Here is a 19,162-nt window from a genome sequence, read left to right as displayed (position 1 = left end):
GGGTCGAGTTCACCGGCCGGGGCCGGACACCTCGAGGGTGTCCGGCCCCGGCCGGTTGTGTTCCGCGTGCGGTGGGTGGGGCGCTTCATGTGCGGGGGGTTCGGAGTTCCACCGCTGCGCAGCGCCAGCGGAGGTCCGGGCCCTGTTCCAGGCGGAAGGCCATCGCCGTCATGCGGTCGCCCGTGGCGATGCGGGCGAAGGCCTCGATGACCCCCGGGCCCGGGGTGAAGCGGCCGCACTGGCGGACGACGGGGCGCAGGTCGTCGCGCAGGTGCTCCGTCGGGGCCAGGGTCACCAGCTGCTCGTAGGCGGGTCCGACGGTGTGGCCGAGGAGGGAGTGGACCGGCCTCAGGCCGCTGACGACCGCCAGCAGGCGATCGGCGAACCAGTGGTGCGGGCCGAGCCGCAGGGCGCGCGGCGGGGTCGCCGGGCGCCGGGTGTCGCGCCGCCCGGCGGGCCGGGTCCGGGACTGGCCGCCGGTCCGGCGGCGGGCCGCCTCGCCGCCGACCGTGCCGCGCATCGTGGTGTCCATGGCGTTCTGCCCCCGAACTGGCCGGGCCCGGCGGATACCGGGCGGTAACTTGATGGGGATTTTCTACGGCGGCCCGAACACGCCCCGCAACCGCCCGCTCGCCCGGCCCGGCCGCGGCTCCGGTTCACCTATCCGAGTGCCCGGCCCGCTCCCCGGGGCCCCGGCGGCGCGACACCGGGGGTCCGGGGTGGACGGGGCGCGGGCCCGCGCCCGCACCCCGAAGGGGGACGGGGCCGTCACCCGGAGGGCGGTCCGCCCCCGGTGGTCCCGGGTGCGGTCGTATCCTGGGGGCGTTTCCGACTACCGAAAGCAGCCGGCCATGCGCGTCTACGTCCCCCTGACCCTCCCCGGGCTCGCCGAGGCGCACGAAGCGGGTGAGCTGGGCCCCGGTCCGCTGCGTGCGTACGCCGTCACCCCCGCGCTGCGCGAGTGGTACGTGTCGGACGACATCGAGGAGCTGGAGTACGCGGCCCTGAGCCGCGCCGCGGCCGCCTCCCTGCGGCTGATCGCCGCCGACCCGGCCACTCCGCCCCGGCGGGTCGTCGTCGCCCTGGACGTCGCCGACAAGGCCGCCACCGCCACCCCCGGCGTGGACGAGGCCACCCTCGGGCAGGTCGCCCTCGCCGACGCCGTGCGCCTCTCCGTGGCCGCCGCCGTGCACGTGGACGCCGATGACGCCGAGGAGGACGTGGCCGCCGCCGCACGGGCCGTGGAGGCCGCCGACGGCGGGGACGGCGACGCGCGGTTCACCGTGGACGGCGCCGAGGACCACGAACTGCTGTGGTTCGGGGTGCAGGAGATCCCGGGGCTGCTGAAATGACGTCCCGGACCCCGCTCCCGGCCCCCGTCCCGGCCCCGGCCCCGGCCCCGGCCCCGGCCCACATCGTGTGGGACTGGAACGGCACCCTCCTGCACGACATCGACGCCGTCATGGCCGCGACGAACGCCTCCTTCGCGGAGCTCGGCTTCGCGCCGATCAGCCTCGAGACCTACCGCGACCTGTACGTCGTACCGGTGCCCAAGTTCTACGAGCGCCTCATGGGCCGGCTGCCCACCGAGGACGAGTGGCTCGTCATGGACGACACCTTCCACCGGCACTACTGGGCCGCCGCCGAGGGCGCCGCGCTGGCCGAGGGCGCCCGCGAGCTGCTCCGGGACTGGCAGGGCGACGGGCTCACGCAGTCCCTGCTCTCCCTCGCGCCCCACGAGAAGCTCGTGCCGCTGGTCCGCCTGCACGGCATCGACGGGCACTTCCTGCGCGTCGACGGACGGACCGGGCCCTCCCACACCAGCAAGGCGGGGCACCTCGTACGGCACATGGCCGCCCTGGACGGGACGGGCGTGACGGCCGCGCGTACGGTCCTCATCGGAGACGCCGTGGACGACGCGCTCGCCGCGGCCCACGTCGGAGCCCGCGCCGTCCTCTACACGGGTGGTTCGCACAGTCGCAGCAGTCTGGAATCGGCCGGAGTGCCCGTGGTCGACTCGCTGGCCGAGGCCGTCCGCACAGCTCGGGAACTGGCCGGATAACGACCGTCGCGCCGCCGCGTCGGCGCCTCCCTCGCGTCGCTGTCCAGAACGTCAAAGTTCAACCTCAAGTTTTGTACACATCCATGACGTGTCTGGGGCGGGTGGAAGTAGCCTGGTACCCGTGATCAGCGCGATAGTCATCGGGGGCACCGAAGCCTCCGGCCTGCGCCCGAGGCACCACCGTGCCCGGGCCCTCGCTGGTTTCCGCCGCCGGGACGTGGCGCCTATGGCTCATTCCTCCCGGTCGGCTCTCCCTACGGCGCAGCCCCGATCCCGTCCGGACATCCCGGCGCGCGGTGCTGTGCCATTTTTTTCTTCACCACCTACGTCACGCAATGGCGCGTTGACCCCAGGAGCCAGAGGACATGCAGACCAAGCTGGACGAAGCAAAGGCCGAGCTGCTCGCGCGGGCGGCCCGGGTAGCTGAGAACAGCCCGGCCGGGGGGCTACTTCCGACTGGGTCCGAGCAGGGGGAGCGTCCCGACCGGGACACGGTGCTCGCCTACCTCCAGCGCTACTACCTGCACACCGCCCCCGAGGACCTCTTGGACCGGGACCCGGTCGACGTGTTCGGGGCGGCGCTCTCGCACTACCGGCTCGCGGAGAAGCGGCCGCAGGGCACCGCGAACGTGCGCGTGAACACGCCGACCGTGGAGGAGAACGGCTGGACCTCCAGCCACTCCGTCGTCGAGGTCGTCACCGACGACATGCCCTTCCTCGTGGACTCCGTCACCAACGAGCTCTCCCGCCAGGGCCGCGGCATCCACGTCGTCATCCACCCGCAGGTCGTGGTCCGCCGTGACGTCACCGGCAAGCTGATCGAGATCCTCGGGCCCGACTGCGACGCGCACGGCCCCAGGACCGCGCGCCCCCACGACTCCCTCGTCGAGTCCTGGATCCACGTCGAGATCGACCGCGAGACCGACCGCGCCGACCTGAAGCAGATCACCGGCGACCTGCTGCGCGTCCTGTCCGACGTCCGCGAGTCCGTCGAGGACTGGGAGAAGATGCGCGACGCGGCGCTGCGCATCGCCGACGGCCTGCCCGACGAGCCCACCGCCCCGGACCTGCGCGAGTACGAGCTCGAAGAGGCCCGCGAGCTGCTGCGCTGGCTCGCCGACGACCACTTCACCTTCCTCGGCTACCGCGAGTACAACCTGGTCGACGGCGACGCCCTCGCGGCCGTCCCCGGCACCGGCCTCGGCATCCTGCGCTCCGACCCGCACCACAGCGGCAAGGACGACGGCCACCCGGTCTCGCCGTCCTTCAACCGGCTGCCCGCCGACGCCCGCGCCAAGGCCCGCGAGCACCGCCTGCTGGTGCTGACCAAGGCCAACAGCCGCTCCACCGTGCACCGCCCCTCGTACCTCGACTACGTCGGCGTCAAGAAGTTCGACGCCGAGGGCAACGTGGTCGGCGAGCGCCGCTTCCTCGGCCTGTTCTCCTCCGCCGCGTACACCGAGTCCGTGCGCCGCGTCCCGGTCATCCGCCGCAAGGTCACCGAGGTCCTCGACGGCGCCGGCTTCGCGCCGAGCAGCCACGACGGACGCGACCTGCTGCAGATCCTGGAGACCTACCCGCGCGACGAGCTGTTCCAGACCCCGGTCGACAAGCTCCGCGAGATCGTCACCTCCGTGCTGTACCTGCAGGAGCGCCGCCGGCTGCGGCTGTACCTGCGCCAGGACGAGTACGGGCGCTACTACTCCGCGCTCGTCTACCTGCCGCGCGACCGCTTCACCACCGGCGTCCGGCTGCGGCTGATGGACATCCTCAAGGAGGAGCTCGACGGCATCAGCGTCGACTTCACCGCCTGGAACACCGAGTCGATCCTCTCCCGCATCCACTTCGTCGTCCGCGTCCCGCAGGGCAAGGAACTGCCGGTCCTCACCGACACCGACGTCGAGCGCATCGAGGGCCGTCTCGTCGAGGCCGCCCGCTCCTGGGCCGACGGCTTCTCCGAGGCCCTGGTCGCCGAACTCGGCGAGGAGCGCGCCGCCGAACTGCTGCGCCGCTACGGCACCTCCTTCCCCGAGGGCTACAAGGCCGACCACTCGCCGCGTGCCGCCGTCGCCGACCTCTGCCACCTGGAACGGCTCTCCGCCAGCGACCGCCCGTTCGCGCTCTCGCTGTACGAGCCCGTCGGCGCCGGCCCCGGCGAGCGCCGGTTCAAGATCTACCGCACCGGCGAGCAGGTCTCGCTCTCCGCCGTGCTGCCCGTGCTCCAGCGCCTGGGCGTCGAGGTCACCGACGAGCGCCCGTACGAGCTGCGCCGCTCCGACCGGGTCAGCGCCTGGATCTACGACTTCGGCCTGCGGATGCCCGCCGTCGGCGCCAACGGCGACGCCCACCTCGGCGACGGCGCCCGCGAGCGCTTCCAGGACGCCTTCGCTGCGGTCTGGCAGGGCGACGCGGAGAACGACAACTTCAACACCCTGGTGCTGAGCGCCGGGCTGACCTGGCGGCAGGCCGTCGTCCTGCGCGCGTACGCCAAGTACCTGCGCCAGGCGGGCTCCACCTTCAGCCAGGACTACATGGAGGACACCCTCCGCAACAACGTCCACACCACCCGTCTGCTGGTCTCCCTCTTCGAGGCGCGGCTGTCGCCCAGCCGCCAGGCCGCCGGCAGCGAGCTCGTGGACGCCATGCTGGAGGAGCTGGACGGGGCCCTGGACCAGGTCGCCTCGCTGGACGAGGACCGGATCCTGCGGGCCTTCCTCACCCTCATCAAGGCCACCCTGCGCACCAACTTCTTCCAGGAGGCCTCGGGCTTCGAGTGGCACGACTACGTGTCCATGAAGTTCGACCCGCAGGCCATCCCCGACCTGCCGGCGCCCCGCCCGGCGTACGAGATCTGGGTGTACTCGCCGCGCGTCGAGGGCGTGCACCTGCGCTTCGGCAAGGTCGCACGAGGCGGCCTGCGCTGGTCCGACCGGCGTGAGGACTTCCGTACGGAGATCCTCGGCCTGGTCAAGGCGCAGATGGTCAAGAACACGGTGATCGTGCCGGTCGGCGCCAAGGGCGGCTTCGTCGCCAAACAGCTCCCGGACCCCTCCGTGGACCGCGACGCATGGCTCGCCGAGGGCATCGCCTGCTACCGCACCTTCATCTCGGCGCTGCTCGACATCACCGACAACCTGGTCGCGGGCGAGGTCGTGCCCCCGCAGGACGTGGTGCGCCACGACGAGGACGACACCTACCTCGTCGTCGCCGCCGACAAGGGCACCGCGACGTTCTCCGACATCGCCAACGGGGTCGCCGCGCAGTACAACTTCTGGCTGGGCGACGCCTTCGCCTCCGGCGGCTCGGCCGGTTACGACCACAAGGGCATGGGCATCACGGCCCGCGGCGCCTGGGAGTCCGTCAAGCGGCACTTCCGCGAGCTCGGCCACGACACCCAGACCCAGGACTTCACGGTCGTCGGCGTCGGCGACATGTCCGGCGACGTGTTCGGCAACGGCATGCTGCTCTCCGAGCACATCCGTCTGGTGGCCGCGTTCGACCACCGGCACATCTTCCTCGACCCGACCCCGGACGCGGCCACCTCGTACGCCGAGCGCCGGCGCCTGTTCGACCTGCCGCGCTCCTCGTGGGCCGACTACGACACCTCGCTGATCTCGGCGGGCGGCGGCATCCACCCGCGTTCGGCGAAGGCCGTTCCGATCACCGCGCAGGTCCGCGCGGCCCTCGGCATCGAGGCCGGCGTCACCAAGATGACCCCGGCCGAGCTGATGCAGGCGATCCTCAAGTCCCCCGTGGACCTGGTGTGGAACGGCGGCATCGGCACGTACGTCAAGGCCACCTCCGAGACGCACGCGGACGTCGGCGACAAGGCCAACGACGCCATCCGCGTCAACGGGTCCGACGTACGGGCCAAGGTCATCGGCGAGGGCGGCAACCTGGGCCTGACCCAGCTCGGCCGCATCGAGTTCGCCCGTACCGGCGCGGGCGGCGAGGGCGGCAAGGTCAACACCGACGCCATCGACAACAGCGCCGGCGTGGACACCTCCGACCACGAGGTGAACATCAAGATCCTGCTCAACGCGGTCGTCGCGGACGGCGACATGACCGTCAAGCAGCGCAACAAGCTGCTCGCCGAGATGACCGACGAGGTCGGCTCGCTGGTGCTGCGCAACAACTACGCGCAGAACACGGCGCTCGCCAACGGCGCGGCGCAGGCCCCCAGCCTGCTCCACGCGCAGCAGCGGTTCATGCGCCGCCTGGAGCGCGACGGACTGCTCAACCGCGAGCTGGAGTTCCTGCCCACCGACCGGCAGATCCGCGAACTGCTCGCCAACGGCCGGGGCCTGACCCAGCCGGAGCTGGCCGTCCTCTTCGCCTACACCAAGATCACGGTGGCGGACGAGCTGATCCACACCGTGCTGCCGGACGACCCGTACCTGCGCCGCCTGCTCTTCGCGTACTTCCCGGCAGCCCTGCGCGAGAAGTTCCCCGAGCAGGTCGACGGGCACGCGCTGCGCCGGGAGATCATGACCACGCTGCTGGTCAACGACACCGTCAACACCGGTGGTTCGACCTTCCTGCACCGCCTGCGCGAGGAGACCGGGGCCTCCACGGAGGAGATCGTCCGGGCGCAGCTCGCGGCCCGCGAGATCTTCGGCATGGCCGAGGTGTGGGACGCGGTCGAGGCCCTCGACAACAAGGTCGCGGCCAGTGTCCAGACCCGGATCCGGCTGCACTCGCGGCGCCTGGTCGAGCGCGGTACGCGCTGGCTGCTGAACAACCGGCCGCAGCCGCTCCAGATCACCGAGACGATCGAGTTCTTCGCCGAGCGCGTCGGGCACGTCTGGGCCGAGCTGCCGAAGCTGGTGCGCGGTGCCGACCTCGAGTGGTACCAGTCGATCATGGACGAGCTGATCGGCGAGGGCGTGCCGGAGGAGCTGGCGGCCAAGGTGGCCGGCTTCTCCTCCGCCTTCCCGACGCTGGACGTCGTCGCGATCGCGGACCGCACCGGGATGGCCCCGCTCGACGTCGCCGAGGTGTACTACGACCTCGCCGACCGCCTGGACATCACCCAGCTGATGGACCGGATCATCGAGCTGCCGCGGGCCGACCGCTGGCAGTCGATGGCCCGCGCCTCCATCCGCGAGGACCTGTTCGCGGCGCACGCGGCCCTGACCGCCGACGTGCTGTCGGTGGGCAACGGCAGCTCGACCCCCGAGGAGCGCTTCGAGGCCTGGGAGGAGAAGAACGCGGCGATCATCGGCCGTGCCCGGACGACCCTGGACGAGATCCGGGGCTCGGACGACTTCGACCTGGCGAACCTGTCGGTGGCGATGCGGACGATGCGCTCGCTGCTGCGCGCGCACAGCTAGGCCTTCTTGCCGGACGGGCCGGGGCCCGGGACCTTCGCGGTCCCGGGCCCCGGCCCGTCGGCGTTCCGGCTGCGCCCCTAGGGGGCATCCGTCAGACACCCCTAGCCCTTCGTGAAGGCCTCGTACGCGGCGCAGACCTCGTCGGACGGGCCGTCCATGCGCAGGACGCCCGATTCGAGCCAGATCGCGCGGTCGCAGGTCTCGCGGACCGTGTTGATGCCGTGGCTGACGAGGAACACGGTGCCGGCGCGTTCGCGCAGCTCCTCGATGCGGTCCTGGCTGCGCCGCTGGAAGGCGGCGTCGCCGGTGGCCAGGGCCTCGTCGATCATCAGGACGTCGTGGTCCTTGGCGGCGGCGATGGAGAACCGGAGCCGGGCGCCCATGCCGGAGGAGTAGGTGCGCATGGGGAGGGAGATGAAGTCGCCCTTCTCGTTGATGCCGGAGAAGTCGACGATGTCCTGGTAGCGCGCCTTGACCTGTTCGCGGGTCATGCCCATCGCGAGGCCGCCGAGCACGACGTTGCGCTCGCCGGTCAGGTCGTTCATCAGCGCGGCGTTCACGCCCAGCAGGGAGGGCTGGCCGTGCGAGTAGACCGCGCCCCGGGCCACCGGCTGGAGCCCGGCGATCGCCTTGAGCAGGGTGGACTTGCCCGAGCCGTTGGATCCGATGAGGCCGATGGCCTCGCCCTTGTACGCGGTGAAGCTGACGCCCTTGACGGCGTGCACCTCGCGGATGCCGGGGGCGGGCTTGCGGGAGAAGAGCCGGCTCAGGGCCGCGGTGGCGCCGCCCTTGCGGCCGCCGCCGTTGACCTTGTAGACGACGTGGACCTCGTCCGCGATCACGGTGGGGACGCGGGTCCCGGGGGTTCGGCGGGTCTTCGTTGCGGTGTCAGCCACGGCCGTACTCCTCCTCTGCCTTCCAGAAGTAGACGAACCCGCCGGCGCCGGCGAGCAGGGCCCAGCCGATGGCGATCGGCCAGACGTGGTGCGGGAGCGAGTGCGCGGTGAAGCTGTCGATCAGGGAGAAGCGCATCAGGTCGATGTAGACGGCCGCCGGGTTGAGCTTGAGCACCAGCAGCACCCAGTGCGGCAGGTGGTCGGTCTTGAGCATCTGGTCGATCGACCACATGACGCCCGACGAGTACATCCAGGTGCGCAGCACGAACGGCATCAGCTGGCTGACGTCGGGGCTCTTGCTGCCGATGCGGGCCATGACCATGGCGCAGCCGGCCGCGAAGACGGCCATCAGCAGCAGCGTCGGGACCGCCAGCAGCCAGGAGAGGCTCGGTGTCTGGCCGAAGGCCAGCAGCAGGATCACCAGGGCGGCCATGGTGACCAGCAGCTGCTGGAAGAGCTGGATGACGGTGGAGATCGGCAGGCTCGCGCGGGGGAAGTGCAGGGCGCGCACGAGGCCGAGGTTGCTGTGGACGGACCGGGTGCCGGCGTTGATGGAGCTGCCGATGAAGTCCCAGACGAAGACGCCGGTGATCAGGAACGGCAGGTAGTCGGGCACGCCGTGGCTGGCGTGCATGACGATGCCGAAGATGAAGTAGTAGACCGCCGCGTTGAGCAGCGGGGTGACCAGGTGCCAGACCTGGCCGAGCTTCTCCGTGCTGTACGTGGCCTGCATGCGGGCGGTGGCGTACGCCGTCACGAAGTGGCGCCGGTCCCAGAGCTCCGCGACGTAGCGGGGGAGGGAGGGGCGGGCGCCGCTGAGGGTCAGGCCGTGGGCGGCCGCCAGCTCCGCGGGGGTCGCCGGGGTCGCGGGGGCGGTCGGGGGTGCGGTCGCGGTGGTCACGGGGGTCGCTTTCGCCGGGGTCAGGGCGTCATCGACGATGGGACGGGCCCGTATCGTCGCTACGGCGAGGTTAGGGCGTGACGCGACGGAACGCAACCGTATCGTCGTAACGTGGGCGCAGCTATGCTCTGTGCATGACCACGGATCCTGCCGACACCGTCGCCGCCCCCGCCCGCCGCACCCCCGCCGGGGCCGCCGTCCTGCGCGAGGACGTGACCGAGGCGATCCGGGAGGCGGTGGTGGAGGAACTGGCCGCGGTCGGCTTCTCCCGCATGTCCATCGAAGGCATCGCGCGGCGGGCCGGCGTCGGGAAGACCGCGGTCTACCGGCGCTGGAAGTCCAAGCTGCACCTGGTGCTGGACCTGGTCGGCGCCTTCGCGGTGGACGGCCTGCCGGTACCGGCGACGGGCTCGCTGTACGGGGACGTACGGGCCCTGCTGGAGGTCATGTCACACGTACTGCGGCACCCGGTGGCCTCGGCCGTGATCCCCGACCTGCTGGTCGAGGCGGCCCGCAACCCGGAGATCGCCGAAGCGGTACGCGGGGCCCTGCTCGAAGGCCAGCACCGCATGGCCCAGGGCATCGTCGCGGACGCCGTCGCCCGCGGCGAACTCCCCGAGGGCATCAGCCCCGACCACGCCCTCGACCTGCTGATCGGCCCCCTCTACTGGCGCCAGGTAGTAGTCCGCGACACGGTGACCCCCACCCACCTGGACACCCTGGCCCACCAGGTGGTGGCAGGCCTGAAGACAAACCCGGGGCCTGCCTGAGCGCACGCCGGCTACGGCCAGACGTGGGCCAGGGTTGGTTCCGGGGTGGGGGTCGGGGTCGGGGCCGTGGGGGTGGGGCGGCGGTCCTGGAGGGGGGTGATCGCCGGGATCGGGGTGGGCTGGCCCAGGAAGATCCGGCGGACCACGCGCTCCGCCGCGTGGCCGTCGTCGTACTGGCAGAAGCGCGTGCGGAAGGCCGCGCGGAGCTGGGCCGAGCGGGAGCCCTGCCAGTGGCCCGTCGTGAAGATGTCGACCAGTTCGTCCTCGGTCCGGGCGATCGCGCCCGGCGGGCACGCGCGCAGGTCGAAGTACGTGCCGCGGGCCGCCTCGTACGCCTCCCAGTCGTCCGCGTGGATCACGATCGGGCGGTCCAGCGCCGCGTAGTCGAACATCAGGGACGAGTAGTCCGTGACCAGCGCGTCGGAGGCCAGGCAGAGTTCCTCCACCGAGGGGTGTGAGGAGACGTCCAGCAGGCGCGGGTGGGACTCCGCCGGCCCCTGCGCGTCCGCGTACGTGAGGTGGGTGCGGGCCAGGATCGTGAAGCGCGGGCCCAGGTCGCGCAGGACCCGCTCGAAGTCCAGGTGGTCCGGGCGGCTGCGCCGGTAGTCGCGGTGGGTCGGCGCGTACAGGATCGCCGTGGAGCCCGCCGGGATGCCGAGGCGTTCGCGCAGTTCCAGGACGTCGGCCTGGGTGGCCCGGTGGAAGACGTCGTTGCGCGGGTAGCCGTACTCGAGGGTGGTGTACGCCGAGGGGACGGCCTTCTCCCACACCAGGGTGGAGTGCCGGTTCGCCGAGAGCAGGTAGTCCCACTGGTCGGCACCGCGCAGCAGCCCCGCGAAGTCCGGGGTCGGGGTGGCCGCGGGCCGGTCCTGGAGGTCCAGCCCGACCCGCTTGAGGGGCGTGCCGTGCTGGGTCTGGACCACGATCTGGCCGGGGCGCTTGACCAGGGCCCGCTCGCAGTTGACGTTCGTCACCAGGTACGTGGCCCTGGCCAGGGCCGACCAGTACGCAGCCGAGCCCGGGCGCAGCAGGGCGGTCTCCCGGGGGAGGGTCGCGGCGTGCCGCGGGTCGCAGATCCAGGCCGTGCGCATGGCGGGCGCCAGCTCCCGCAGCTTCGCCTCGATCGCCGCCGGGTTGCAGGCGTAACCGCCGTGCCAGTACGCGGAGAAGACCGCGAGCTCCGGGCGCAGCGGGAGCAGCCGCTGGGTGCGGTAGTGGAGGCGCAGGGCGCTCTCGCGCAGCCCCCGCCACAGGGCCGACGTGCCGCGGCCCGCCGCCAGCGCGCACGACCGCAGGGCCGACAGCAGCCGGTACGTGCGCCGGGTGCCCAGCCGCATCAGCAGGTGGCGGATCCGGTCGGTCCGCGACAGGGACGAGGCCCGGGCCCCCGGGGCCCGGTAGCGGCGCAGCAGGGCGGAGGCCCGGCTGAAGAACTCGGCCCGGCTCGCGCGCGGGAGGCGGCGCGGGTCGGCGTACAGGGCGCAGAAGTGCTCGGCCATCCGCCGGTGCACGGCGGGGCGCCAGCGCTCCAGCTCGGGGCGGCCCGCGAGGTAGCCGAAGACCCGGTCGTACTGGTCGAAGAGGTCGAGGTGGCGCCGGCTGGAGGTGGTCAGGATCGAGCCGGTGCGGCGCTGGCGGTAGTGGACGCAGACCCGGTCCAGGACGGCTACGGACTCCGCGGCCAGCAGCGCCGGGTAGGTCCAGGGGGTGTCCTCGTAGAGGCCGGGCGGGAACGCGAAGCCCTCGCGCTCCACGTACTCGCGGCGGTACGCCTTGTTCCACACCACCATCAGCATGCCGAGCAGGGCCGGCCGGTCGGCGAGCCGGAAGCTGGCCGGGCCCTCCTCGGACAGCCGGTGCGCGAGCCGGTTGCGGACCAGTTCGCCGGTCCAGAAGGTGCGCGCGTAGTCGTAGACCAGGACGTCGGGGGAACCGGTGGCCTTCAGCCGGTCGGTGATGGCCTGGAGCGCGCCGGGTGCCAGGGTGTCGTCGCCGTCGAGGAAGACCAGGTAGTCGCCGGTGGCCCGGGCCAGGCCCGCGTTGCGGGCCGGGCCCAGCCCGAGATTGTGCGCCAGGTGCACGGCCGTCACCCGCGGGTCCCGGGCCGCGTACTCGTCGATGATCGAGCCGCAGGCGTCCGGGGAGGCGTCGTCGACCGCGATCAGTTCCAGATCCGGGTACGACTGCGTCAGGACCGAGTCCAGACTCTCCTGGAGGTACGCCTGGACCTTGTACGCGGGCACGATGACGCTGAACCGGGGCACGGCACATCCAGGGGTCGGCGCGGGCATATTGCTCCCCCAGCTACCGCTGGGTGGTATCCCCGAGCAACCCCGGGTGTGGTGTTCGGGTTACGCAGCGTGTGGCATTCGGGTTACGCAGCGTCAACACCACACGTCGGGGCGGTGCCGCCGGGCCGCCGTGCGCCGCTACTTGATCGCCCCGGCCATCACCCCCGAGACGAACTGCCGCTGGAAGGCGAAGAAGACGATCAGCGGGATCACCATCGACAGGAACGCGCCGGGTGCGAGGACGTCGATGTTGTTGCCGAACTGCCGTACCTGCTGCTGGAGCGCCACCGTCACCGGCGGGTTCGCCGAGTCCGCGAAGACGAGCGCGACCAGCATGTCGTTCCACACCCACAGGAACTGGAAGATGCCGAGCGAGGCGATGGCCGGACCGCCCAGCGGCAGCACCACCCGTGCGAACAGCCGCAGTTCGCCCGCGCCGTCCAGGCGGGCCGCCTCCAGCAGCTCGCGCGGGATCTCCGCGAAGAAGTTCCGCAGCAGGAACACCGCGAACGGCAGCCCGAAGGCGGTGTGGAAGAGCACCACGCCGGCGGTGGTCTCGAACAGGCCGATGGAGCCGAAGAGTTCGGACACCGGGATCAGTGCCACCTGGACCGGTACGACCAGCAGCCCGACGACGACCAGGAAGAGCCAGTCCCGTCCGGGGAACTCCAGCCAGGCGAAGGCGTATCCGGCGAAGGCGCCCAGGACCAGGACGAGCAGGGTGGCCGGGACCGCGATCGCGACCGTGTTCAGCAGCGAGGCGGTGATCGTCTCGTTCGCCAGCAGCCGCTCGTAGTTGCCGGCCGTCAGGCGCGCGGGCGCGGTCAGCGCCTGCCACCAGCCGCCCTTGTTCAGGTCGCCCGGGGACAGGAAGGAGGAGAGCAGCAGGCCGAGCGTGGGCAGCAGCCAGAAGAGCGCGGCCGCCACCAGGAACACGCGCACCGCGCCCGCGCCGAGCCGGGCGGAGACGGCCTTGGCGTACGAGGTCTTGGCGGACGGGGCCACCGGGTCCGGCGTCGCGTCGGAACGGCTCATCGGGACCCCTCCTTCCGCAGCCGACGGATGTTCACCAGCATCACCGGGACCACCAGCACCAGCAGCAGCACGGCGATGGCGCTGCCCAGGCCCGGATCGGCGTCCGTGCCGAAGGAGGTCCGGTACAGCTGGAGCGCGAGCACGTTCGCATCGTCCTGCACCGCCCCCGGCGCGATCACGAACACCAGGTCGAAGACCTTCATCACGTTGATGACGAGGGTGACCAGCACCACCACCAGCACCGGGCCGAGCAGCGGGACGGTGATCCGGCGGAACACCTGCCACTCGTTCGCCCCGTCCACCCGGGCCGCCTCCAGCAGCTCCCGCGGTACCGACGCCAGCCCGGCCCCGATCAGCACCATCGCGAAACCGGCCCACATCCATACGTACGCCCCGATCACCGCCGGGGTCACGAGCGCCGGGCCCAGCCACTGGACCCCCGCGTACGCCTCGCGGAAGTTCGCCGCCGGCAGGCGCAGCTGCGCCCCGTCGGCCTTCGCCGACAGGGTGAAGGTGCCGTCGGCGCGGGCCGTCGCCGTGTCGACGACCCGGCCGTCCTTGACCGCCTCGATCCGCATCCCGGCGAAGGCCTGCTCGGCCGGGTCGACCGTGTTCGTGACGCCGCCCCCGCCGCGGGTGAAGTCCTGCCAGGCCGTCCCGGTGACCTTCCCGGGCTCGGCCGCCGCCGTCCGCGCCGTACGGGTCCCCTCCGGCAGCGCCTCCGGGGCCACGCCGACCAGCGGCAGCAGCACCGGGGTGCCCGCGCGGACCGGATCACGCGTCATGAACGCGCCCCCGCCGGCGTCCGTCAGCGGGGAGTCCCGGCCCGGGCGGGCCTTGGGGAAGGCCGAGGACTCCGCGAAGGTGTCGTGGACCCCGACCCAGACCGCGTTGGCGACGCCCCGGTCGGGGTCGTGGTCGTAGACGAGCCGGAAGATGATGCCCGCCGCCAGCATCGAGATCGCCATCGGCATGAACACCAGCAGCTTGAACGCCGTTCCCCAGCGGACCCGTTCGGTGAGCACCGCGAAGATCAGGCCGAGGGCGGTGGCCGTGGTCGGTGCGAGCACCACCCACAGGGCCGTGTTCCCCAGGGCGGTGCGGATGGTCGGGTCGCTCAGTATCTCCCGGTAGTTGTCGCCGCCGACGAAGCCGGTCCCCGGGCGGTCGAAGAAGCTGCGGTAGACGGAGTAGCCGATCGGGTGCACGACGAGCGCGCCCAGCAGCACGAGGGCCGGCAGGAGGAACGCCGCCGCGATCAGACGCCGGCGCCGGGCCTCGGCCGAGCGGGGGCCCCGGCCCGCCGGGGCGGTCTTGGCGGAGGCCGTGGCGGTGGCCGGGGCGGTCACTTTGGCCGTCACGGGATCAGTTCCCGTAGGCCTTGGCCGCATCCGCCTCCAGTTTCGCCTGCGTGCCCGCCACGTCCGACGGGTTCGCCAGGAAGTCCTGGAGGGCCTTCCACTCACCCGCCCCCGGGGTCCCGCCGAAGGCCGCCGGAGCCTGGTCCGACATGTCGAAGCGGAAGTCGTCGCCCGCCGCGATCAGCGCCTTGGCGATGTCGCGCTGGATGTCGTTGGGGTACGCGGCCGGGTCGACCGCCTTGTTCGGGGAGATGAAACCGCCCTCGCGCGCCTGGATGGCGGCCGCGTCCGCCGAGGCCAGGAAGGTCAGCAGCGCCTGCGCGCCCTTCGACGGCTTCAGGGCCACCGCCACGTCACCGCCCGAGACCACCGGAGCCTTGGCGCCGACGGCCGGGAAGGGGAAGACGAGCGCGTCCGTGCCCATCTTCGCGTCGGTCTGCGCGATGTTCACCGCCACGAAGTCGCCCTCGTAGACCATCGCGGCCGCCGGCCGGTCGCCGCCGGTGAAGGTCTGGGTCACCGACTTCGGGAACTCGGTGGACAGGGCCCCGCTCGGCCCGCCCGCCAGGAAGTCCTTGCGCCCGAACAGCTCGCCCAGTGTGGTCAGGGCCTGCTTGACGCTGTCGTCCGTCCACTTGATCTGGTGCTTGGCCAACTGGTCGTACTTCTCCGGGCCGGCCTGCGACAGGTAGACGTTCTCGAACCAGTCGGTGAGGGTCCAGCCGTCCGCGCCGGCCACGGAGACGGCCGGGGTGCCCGAGGCGGACAGGGTGTCGGCCGCGGTCAGCAACTCCTTCCAGGTCTCCGGGGGTTTGACGCCCGCCGCCTCGAAGGCCTTCGCGTTGTACCAGATCAGCGACTTGTTCGCGGCCTTGTAGTAGACGCCGTACTGGGTGCCCCCGACGGCCCCGAGCGTCTTCCAGCCCGCCGAGTAGTTCTTGTCGAGCTGCGCCTGCGCCTCCGGGCCCACCGGCTGCGCCCACTTGTTCTGCACCGCCGAGACCAGCGCCCCGACCTGCGGGAGCAGCGCCACGTCCGGCGGCGCCCCGCCCGCGATCTTCGAACCGAGGAAGGTGACGATCGGGTCCTGGGCCGGGACGAAGGTGACCGAGGCCCCCGTCCGCTTCTCGAACTCCTTCAGGACCTTGGTGAAGTTCTCCTGCTCCGGTCCCGTCCAGACCGCGGCGACCTCCAGCTTCTCGCCGTCCAGCCGGGGTAACGCCACGCCGGGGGACTGCTCCGCACCGCCCGGGGCCGGCTGGTCCCGCCCGCCGTCGCCACCGCCGCACGCGCCGAGCGTGAGCGCGCCCGCCGCGGCCAGTGCCGCCCAGCTGAGTGTCGTACGGCTCGTTCCGTGCCTGCGCATGGCTGTGCCCCCGATGCCCGTGATGTGTCCCGGACCACAAGGTCTACGCCGACCCGCGCGCCCCCGCAATACCGCCTCGGGCGGGCGGGCCCGGGCCGGGGCGCCCCGCGAAGCGGTCCGCGCGACGTGCCCGGGGAGCGGCCGGGAGGGCGCCTACGGGGCGGCCGGGAACAGCACGGGTATCGCCGAGACCAGGTGCGAGGCCCGGTCCAGGGCGCTGGCCAGCAGGGCGAGGTCGGTCGGCCCGTTGCCCAGCTCGCGCACCGGTCGGCGGGCCGGCGGGTCGCCCATCCGCTCCCACTCCACCGGCACCACGGTCGGCCGCAGGGTCGCCGTCCGGGGGATCCGGCCGGTGACCCGGCCCGCCTGGAACGGCACCGCCCGGCCTTCCGGAGAGCGGAGCAGGCCGCGGCCGGGGCCCGGCTGGTCGGGGGCGTCGAGCTCCACGCGCAGGGTCGACAGCCGGGCCAGCACGGTGTCGGCCGTACGGTCCGGGCGGGCGCTGGTGGCCACCAGGTGCACCCCGAGGCGGGCGCCCTCACGGGCCACCGCCTCCAGCGCGCGGACCACCGAACCGGCGGCGGGGCGGCCGGTGCTGCCGAGCCCCGGCGCGACCAGCGCGTCGAAGTCGTCCACCAGCACCACCAGACGGGGCAGTGGACTGGGTCCGGCCGGGTCGGTACGGGAGGCCGACAGGGAAGAGCGCAGCCGCAGCGTGCCCGTGCGCTGCGGGTCGAGGTCGCCGCGCAGTTCGCCCTCCGTGGGCCGGCGGGGCGCGACCATCCGGTCGGAGACCTCGCGCCGTGCGTGCCACTCGGCGAACGGCGCCCCCTCCAGCAGTTCGTCGCGGCGCTTGAGCTCCGCGCCCAGCGCCTGGGCGAACTCCCGCATCCGCACCGGATCCGAGGCCACCAGGTGGGCCGAGACGTGCGGGAGGTCGGTGCAGGGCGCCAGCCCGTCGCCGCGCTCGCCGCCCGCCCCGTCGACCAGGACCAGCCCGAGCCGGTCGGGCCGGGCGCCCGCCGACAGCGAGGCGGCCACCGACCGCAGCAGTTCGGTCCGCCCGCTGCCGGCCGGGCCCTCGATGAGCAGGTGCGGGCCGTCGTGGACCAGTTCGGTGCCGACGGGGCCGCGCCGTCCGCTGCCCAGCACCAGCTCGACCAGGCCGCCCACCCCCTGCCCCTGCTCGGTGGCCGCGGCCCAACGGGCCATCAGGGAGGCCGGGGTGGCCCGCGCCAGCCCCAGCTCGTCGAGCAGCCGGGCCGTCGCGGGCAGGGTGGCGGCGGCCGGCCGGTACGGCTCGGCGGTGCCCGCGCCCTCGGGGCGCAGCGGCGCCAGGGCGCGGGCGAAGCGCTCGGCCCAGGCCGCGGACACGGCGTCGGCGGTGGCCGTCTCGCCGCTCGGGGCCGGCCGGCCGCCGCGGACCGCGAAGGTCCGTACGGTCGTGGCCACGTCCCCGCTGAGCAGGGCGACCGCGCCGCAGTCCCGGAAGGCCGGGGCGTTCGCGCAGGCCGCCTCGTACGTCTCGGCGAGGGGGGACGCGGGGGTGGCGGGCGGGGCCTCGGCCAGCGCGAGGACGTGGATTCCGGCGGCCGGGCCGTGCGAGGCGAGCCGGCCGGTGATGTCGCGCAGGGCGCCGGAGCCGGGATCGCCGTCCAGGACGAGCAGGGTGTACGGGCCCTCGTAGGCCTCGGCGGCCTGCCGCACCCGCTCGGGGTCGGCGGCGGCCCAGTGCGTACCGAGCGGGCCGTCGTCGAGGCGCCGGGTCAGCTCGCCGGCGCGGGCGGCCGCCTGGTCGCGGTCGTACGCGAGGAGCAGCCGGCAGTCCTGGCCGTGCGCGGGCCGTACGTGGGGCAGCCAGCCCAGCCAGCCCCAGTCGCGGCGCCGTTCGGGCAGGGTGCGCGCCCGGTCGGTGCAGACCAGCACGATCTCCAGCTGCGCCGGGGCGTGCAGGGCGGCCAGCTGCGCGACCACACAGCGGGCCAGGCCCGTCAGCCGGGCGCGCGGGCCGGCGATGCCGAGGGCCCCGACCGCGCGCAGGGACACCCGGCTGCCCGCGCCGAGTCCCACCTCCAGTACCGCGGAGTGCCCCGGCGTACGGGACCACAGCCGTTCGGTGGGCCCCAGCGCGGCCAGCAGCAGCGCGGCCGGGTCGTCGGCGTCGGGGGCGGCGGCGACGGCCACGGCAGCGGGCCCGGCCGGAGCCTCGGCGGGCTCCTCGCCGCGCACCCACTTGCGGGCCCAGGCGCCGAGGCCCTTGCGGCGGCCGGCGGCCGGTCCGTCCGGAGCGCCCGCGGCGGCGGGGCCGGGCTCGGGTGCGGGCCCGGGCTGTCCGGCGGCGGCGTCCCCGGCGTACGGGTCCGGCGCCGAGCCGGGGGTGCCGGTCCACTGCGTGCCGGGCAGGCCGGGACGGGGCGCGGGCGGGCCGGTCACGGCGGGGGCCGCCGGGCCGCGGCCGCCGAGGGCCAGGTGGCCCTCCAGGTCCGGGGTCACGGGCAGCGGGGCGGCGGCCGCGGCAGCCAGCCGCAGGGTGGACTCGCCCACCCGCAGCAGCGCGCCCGGCGGCAGGGCCACCGCCTGCGGTCCCACGGGGGCGCCGTCCAGCGTGGTGCCGTTCGTCGAGTCCAGGTCGGCCACCGCCGCCCGCCCGTCCCGCAGCACGGTCACCGTGCAGTGCAGCCGGGACACGTCGGGGTCGTCCAGCGGGACGTCGGCGTCGGCGGAGCGGCCCACCTTGATCTGCCCGCTGTGCAGCAGGTGCACCCCGCCCGCGTCGGGCCCGGACACCACGTGCAGTTGGGGCGCGCCCGGGCTCTCCTCGGGCAGTACGTCCGGGACCGGGCCGTGCAGGGCCACCACCGCCCCGTCCACCAGCGGGGGTTCGCCCAGGATCCGCCGCTGGAGGTCGAGCCGCTCGGCTCCGGCGTAGAGGACGACCGTGCCCCCGGTGTCCGGTCCGCCGACGGTCGCCGCGAGCCCGGAGGCGACCGCGGCCAGCGCGGTGCCCACGGGCGCGGTGACGAGTACGTCACAGCTCACGGGGGCGGTCGAGGGCTGGTGGCCGCTGCGCGACCCAAGGACGGTCAACCGGATCTGCATCGCCGTCAGCGGTCCCTTCTGCGCGGTGCGCGGTGTGTGCGCCCGGCA

At 73.3% G+C, this 19,162-nt stretch carries 12 protein-coding genes; 4 read left to right on the top strand and 8 right to left on the bottom strand.

Annotation, left to right across the window (positions count from 1 at the left end):
- Positions 1 to 85: 85 nt before the first annotated feature.
- Complete coding sequence (locus ACTVZO_RS17200; protein ID WP_443299219.1) at positions 86 to 532, bottom strand: Rv3235 family protein; 447 nt, start codon at positions 530 to 532, stop codon at positions 86 to 88.
- Between the two features lie 319 nt (positions 533 to 851).
- Here ACTVZO_RS17200 and ACTVZO_RS17195 point away from each other — a divergent pair, with 319 nt between their 5' ends.
- The 3 genes from ACTVZO_RS17195 (at position 852) to ACTVZO_RS17185 (ending at position 7,395) form a co-directional block, all read left to right on the top strand.
- Positions 852 to 1,352 (top strand): DUF6912 family protein, encoded by a 501-nt coding sequence (locus ACTVZO_RS17195; RefSeq protein WP_443299218.1) that lies wholly within the window; start codon positions 852 to 854, stop codon positions 1,350 to 1,352.
- Complete coding sequence (locus tag ACTVZO_RS17190) at positions 1,349 to 2,062, top strand: HAD family hydrolase (protein WP_443299217.1); 714 nt, start codon at positions 1,349 to 1,351, stop codon at positions 2,060 to 2,062. The genes ACTVZO_RS17195 and ACTVZO_RS17190 overlap by 4 nt, the downstream gene beginning before the upstream one ends.
- Before the next feature lie 365 nt (positions 2,063 to 2,427).
- Positions 2,428 to 7,395, top strand: coding sequence for an NAD-glutamate dehydrogenase (locus tag ACTVZO_RS17185; RefSeq protein ID WP_443299216.1), 4,968 nt, complete (start codon positions 2,428 to 2,430; stop codon positions 7,393 to 7,395).
- A 101-nt stretch (positions 7,396 to 7,496) separates the two neighbouring features.
- On the opposite strand, the gene ACTVZO_RS17180 is transcribed toward ACTVZO_RS17185, so the two are convergent.
- Both ACTVZO_RS17180 and ACTVZO_RS17175 read right to left on the bottom strand, forming a co-directional pair.
- A complete protein-coding gene (locus ACTVZO_RS17180; RefSeq protein WP_443299215.1) occupies positions 7,497 to 8,291 on the bottom strand; it encodes an ABC transporter ATP-binding protein in 795 nt (264 codons plus the stop codon).
- A complete protein-coding gene (locus tag ACTVZO_RS17175) occupies positions 8,284 to 9,192 on the bottom strand; it encodes an ABC transporter permease (protein ID WP_443299214.1) in 909 nt (302 codons plus the stop codon). Before ACTVZO_RS17175 ends, ACTVZO_RS17180 begins: the two co-directional genes overlap by 8 nt.
- A gap of 134 nt (positions 9,193 to 9,326) precedes the next feature.
- Between ACTVZO_RS17175 and ACTVZO_RS17170 the strand changes: the two genes are divergently transcribed.
- Positions 9,327 to 9,962, top strand: coding sequence for a TetR/AcrR family transcriptional regulator (locus tag ACTVZO_RS17170; protein ID WP_443299213.1), 636 nt, complete (start codon positions 9,327 to 9,329; stop codon positions 9,960 to 9,962).
- An 11-nt stretch (positions 9,963 to 9,973) separates the two neighbouring features.
- Here the strand turns inward: ACTVZO_RS17170 and ACTVZO_RS17165 are convergent, their stop codons facing one another.
- The 5 genes from ACTVZO_RS17165 to ACTVZO_RS17145 form a co-directional block, all read right to left on the bottom strand.
- A complete protein-coding gene (locus ACTVZO_RS17165) occupies positions 9,974 to 12,226 on the bottom strand; it encodes a bifunctional glycosyltransferase/CDP-glycerol:glycerophosphate glycerophosphotransferase (protein WP_443299212.1) in 2,253 nt (750 codons plus the stop codon).
- A 165-nt stretch (positions 12,227 to 12,391) separates the two neighbouring features.
- Positions 12,392 to 13,288, bottom strand: a complete 897-nt coding sequence (locus tag ACTVZO_RS17160) for a carbohydrate ABC transporter permease (protein ID WP_443299211.1) — start codon at positions 13,286 to 13,288, stop codon at positions 12,392 to 12,394.
- Positions 13,285 to 14,649 (bottom strand): carbohydrate ABC transporter permease, encoded by a 1,365-nt coding sequence (locus ACTVZO_RS17155; protein ID WP_443299210.1) that lies wholly within the window; start codon positions 14,647 to 14,649, stop codon positions 13,285 to 13,287. Before ACTVZO_RS17155 ends, ACTVZO_RS17160 begins: the two co-directional genes overlap by 4 nt.
- Positions 14,650 to 14,653: 4 nt before the next feature.
- Positions 14,654 to 16,015 carry an ABC transporter substrate-binding protein gene (locus ACTVZO_RS17150; RefSeq protein WP_443299209.1) on the bottom strand — a complete coding sequence of 454 codons (1,362 nt, stop codon included), beginning with the start codon at positions 16,013 to 16,015 and terminating at the stop codon, positions 14,654 to 14,656.
- Positions 16,016 to 16,168: 153 nt separating this feature from the next.
- A complete protein-coding gene (locus tag ACTVZO_RS17145; protein WP_443299208.1) occupies positions 16,169 to 19,114 on the bottom strand; it encodes an FHA domain-containing protein in 2,946 nt (981 codons plus the stop codon).
- Between the last annotated feature and the right edge of the window lie 48 nt (positions 19,115 to 19,162).

Origin of the sequence: Streptomyces sp. IBSNAI002, from assembly GCF_052244475.1 — a bacterium.
Taxonomy (GTDB): Bacteria; Actinomycetota; Actinomycetes; order Streptomycetales; family Streptomycetaceae; genus Streptomyces.
The sequence above is the reverse complement of the archived record's forward strand: the minus strand, read 5'-3'. Positions and strand labels throughout refer to the sequence as shown.

Excerpts from the sequence above, each read along its gene's own strand:
- ACTVZO_RS17185 (WP_443299216.1), top strand. The coding sequence starts at position 2,428 with ATGCAGACCAAGCTGGACGAAGCAAAGGCCGAGCTGCTCGCGCGGGCG.
- ACTVZO_RS17200 (WP_443299219.1), bottom strand. The coding sequence starts at position 532 with ATGGACACCACGATGCGCGGCACGGTCGGCGGCGAGGCGGCCCGCCGC.
- ACTVZO_RS17160 (WP_443299211.1), bottom strand. The coding sequence starts at position 13,288 with ATGAGCCGTTCCGACGCGACGCCGGACCCGGTGGCCCCGTCCGCCAAG.
- ACTVZO_RS17170 (WP_443299213.1), top strand. The coding sequence starts at position 9,327 with ATGACCACGGATCCTGCCGACACCGTCGCCGCCCCCGCCCGCCGCACC.
- ACTVZO_RS17195 (WP_443299218.1), top strand. The coding sequence starts at position 852 with ATGCGCGTCTACGTCCCCCTGACCCTCCCCGGGCTCGCCGAGGCGCAC.
- ACTVZO_RS17145 (WP_443299208.1), bottom strand. The coding sequence starts at position 19,114 with ATGCAGATCCGGTTGACCGTCCTTGGGTCGCGCAGCGGCCACCAGCCC.
- ACTVZO_RS17150 (WP_443299209.1), bottom strand. The coding sequence starts at position 16,015 with ATGCGCAGGCACGGAACGAGCCGTACGACACTCAGCTGGGCGGCACTG.
- ACTVZO_RS17190 (WP_443299217.1), top strand. The coding sequence starts at position 1,349 with ATGACGTCCCGGACCCCGCTCCCGGCCCCCGTCCCGGCCCCGGCCCCG.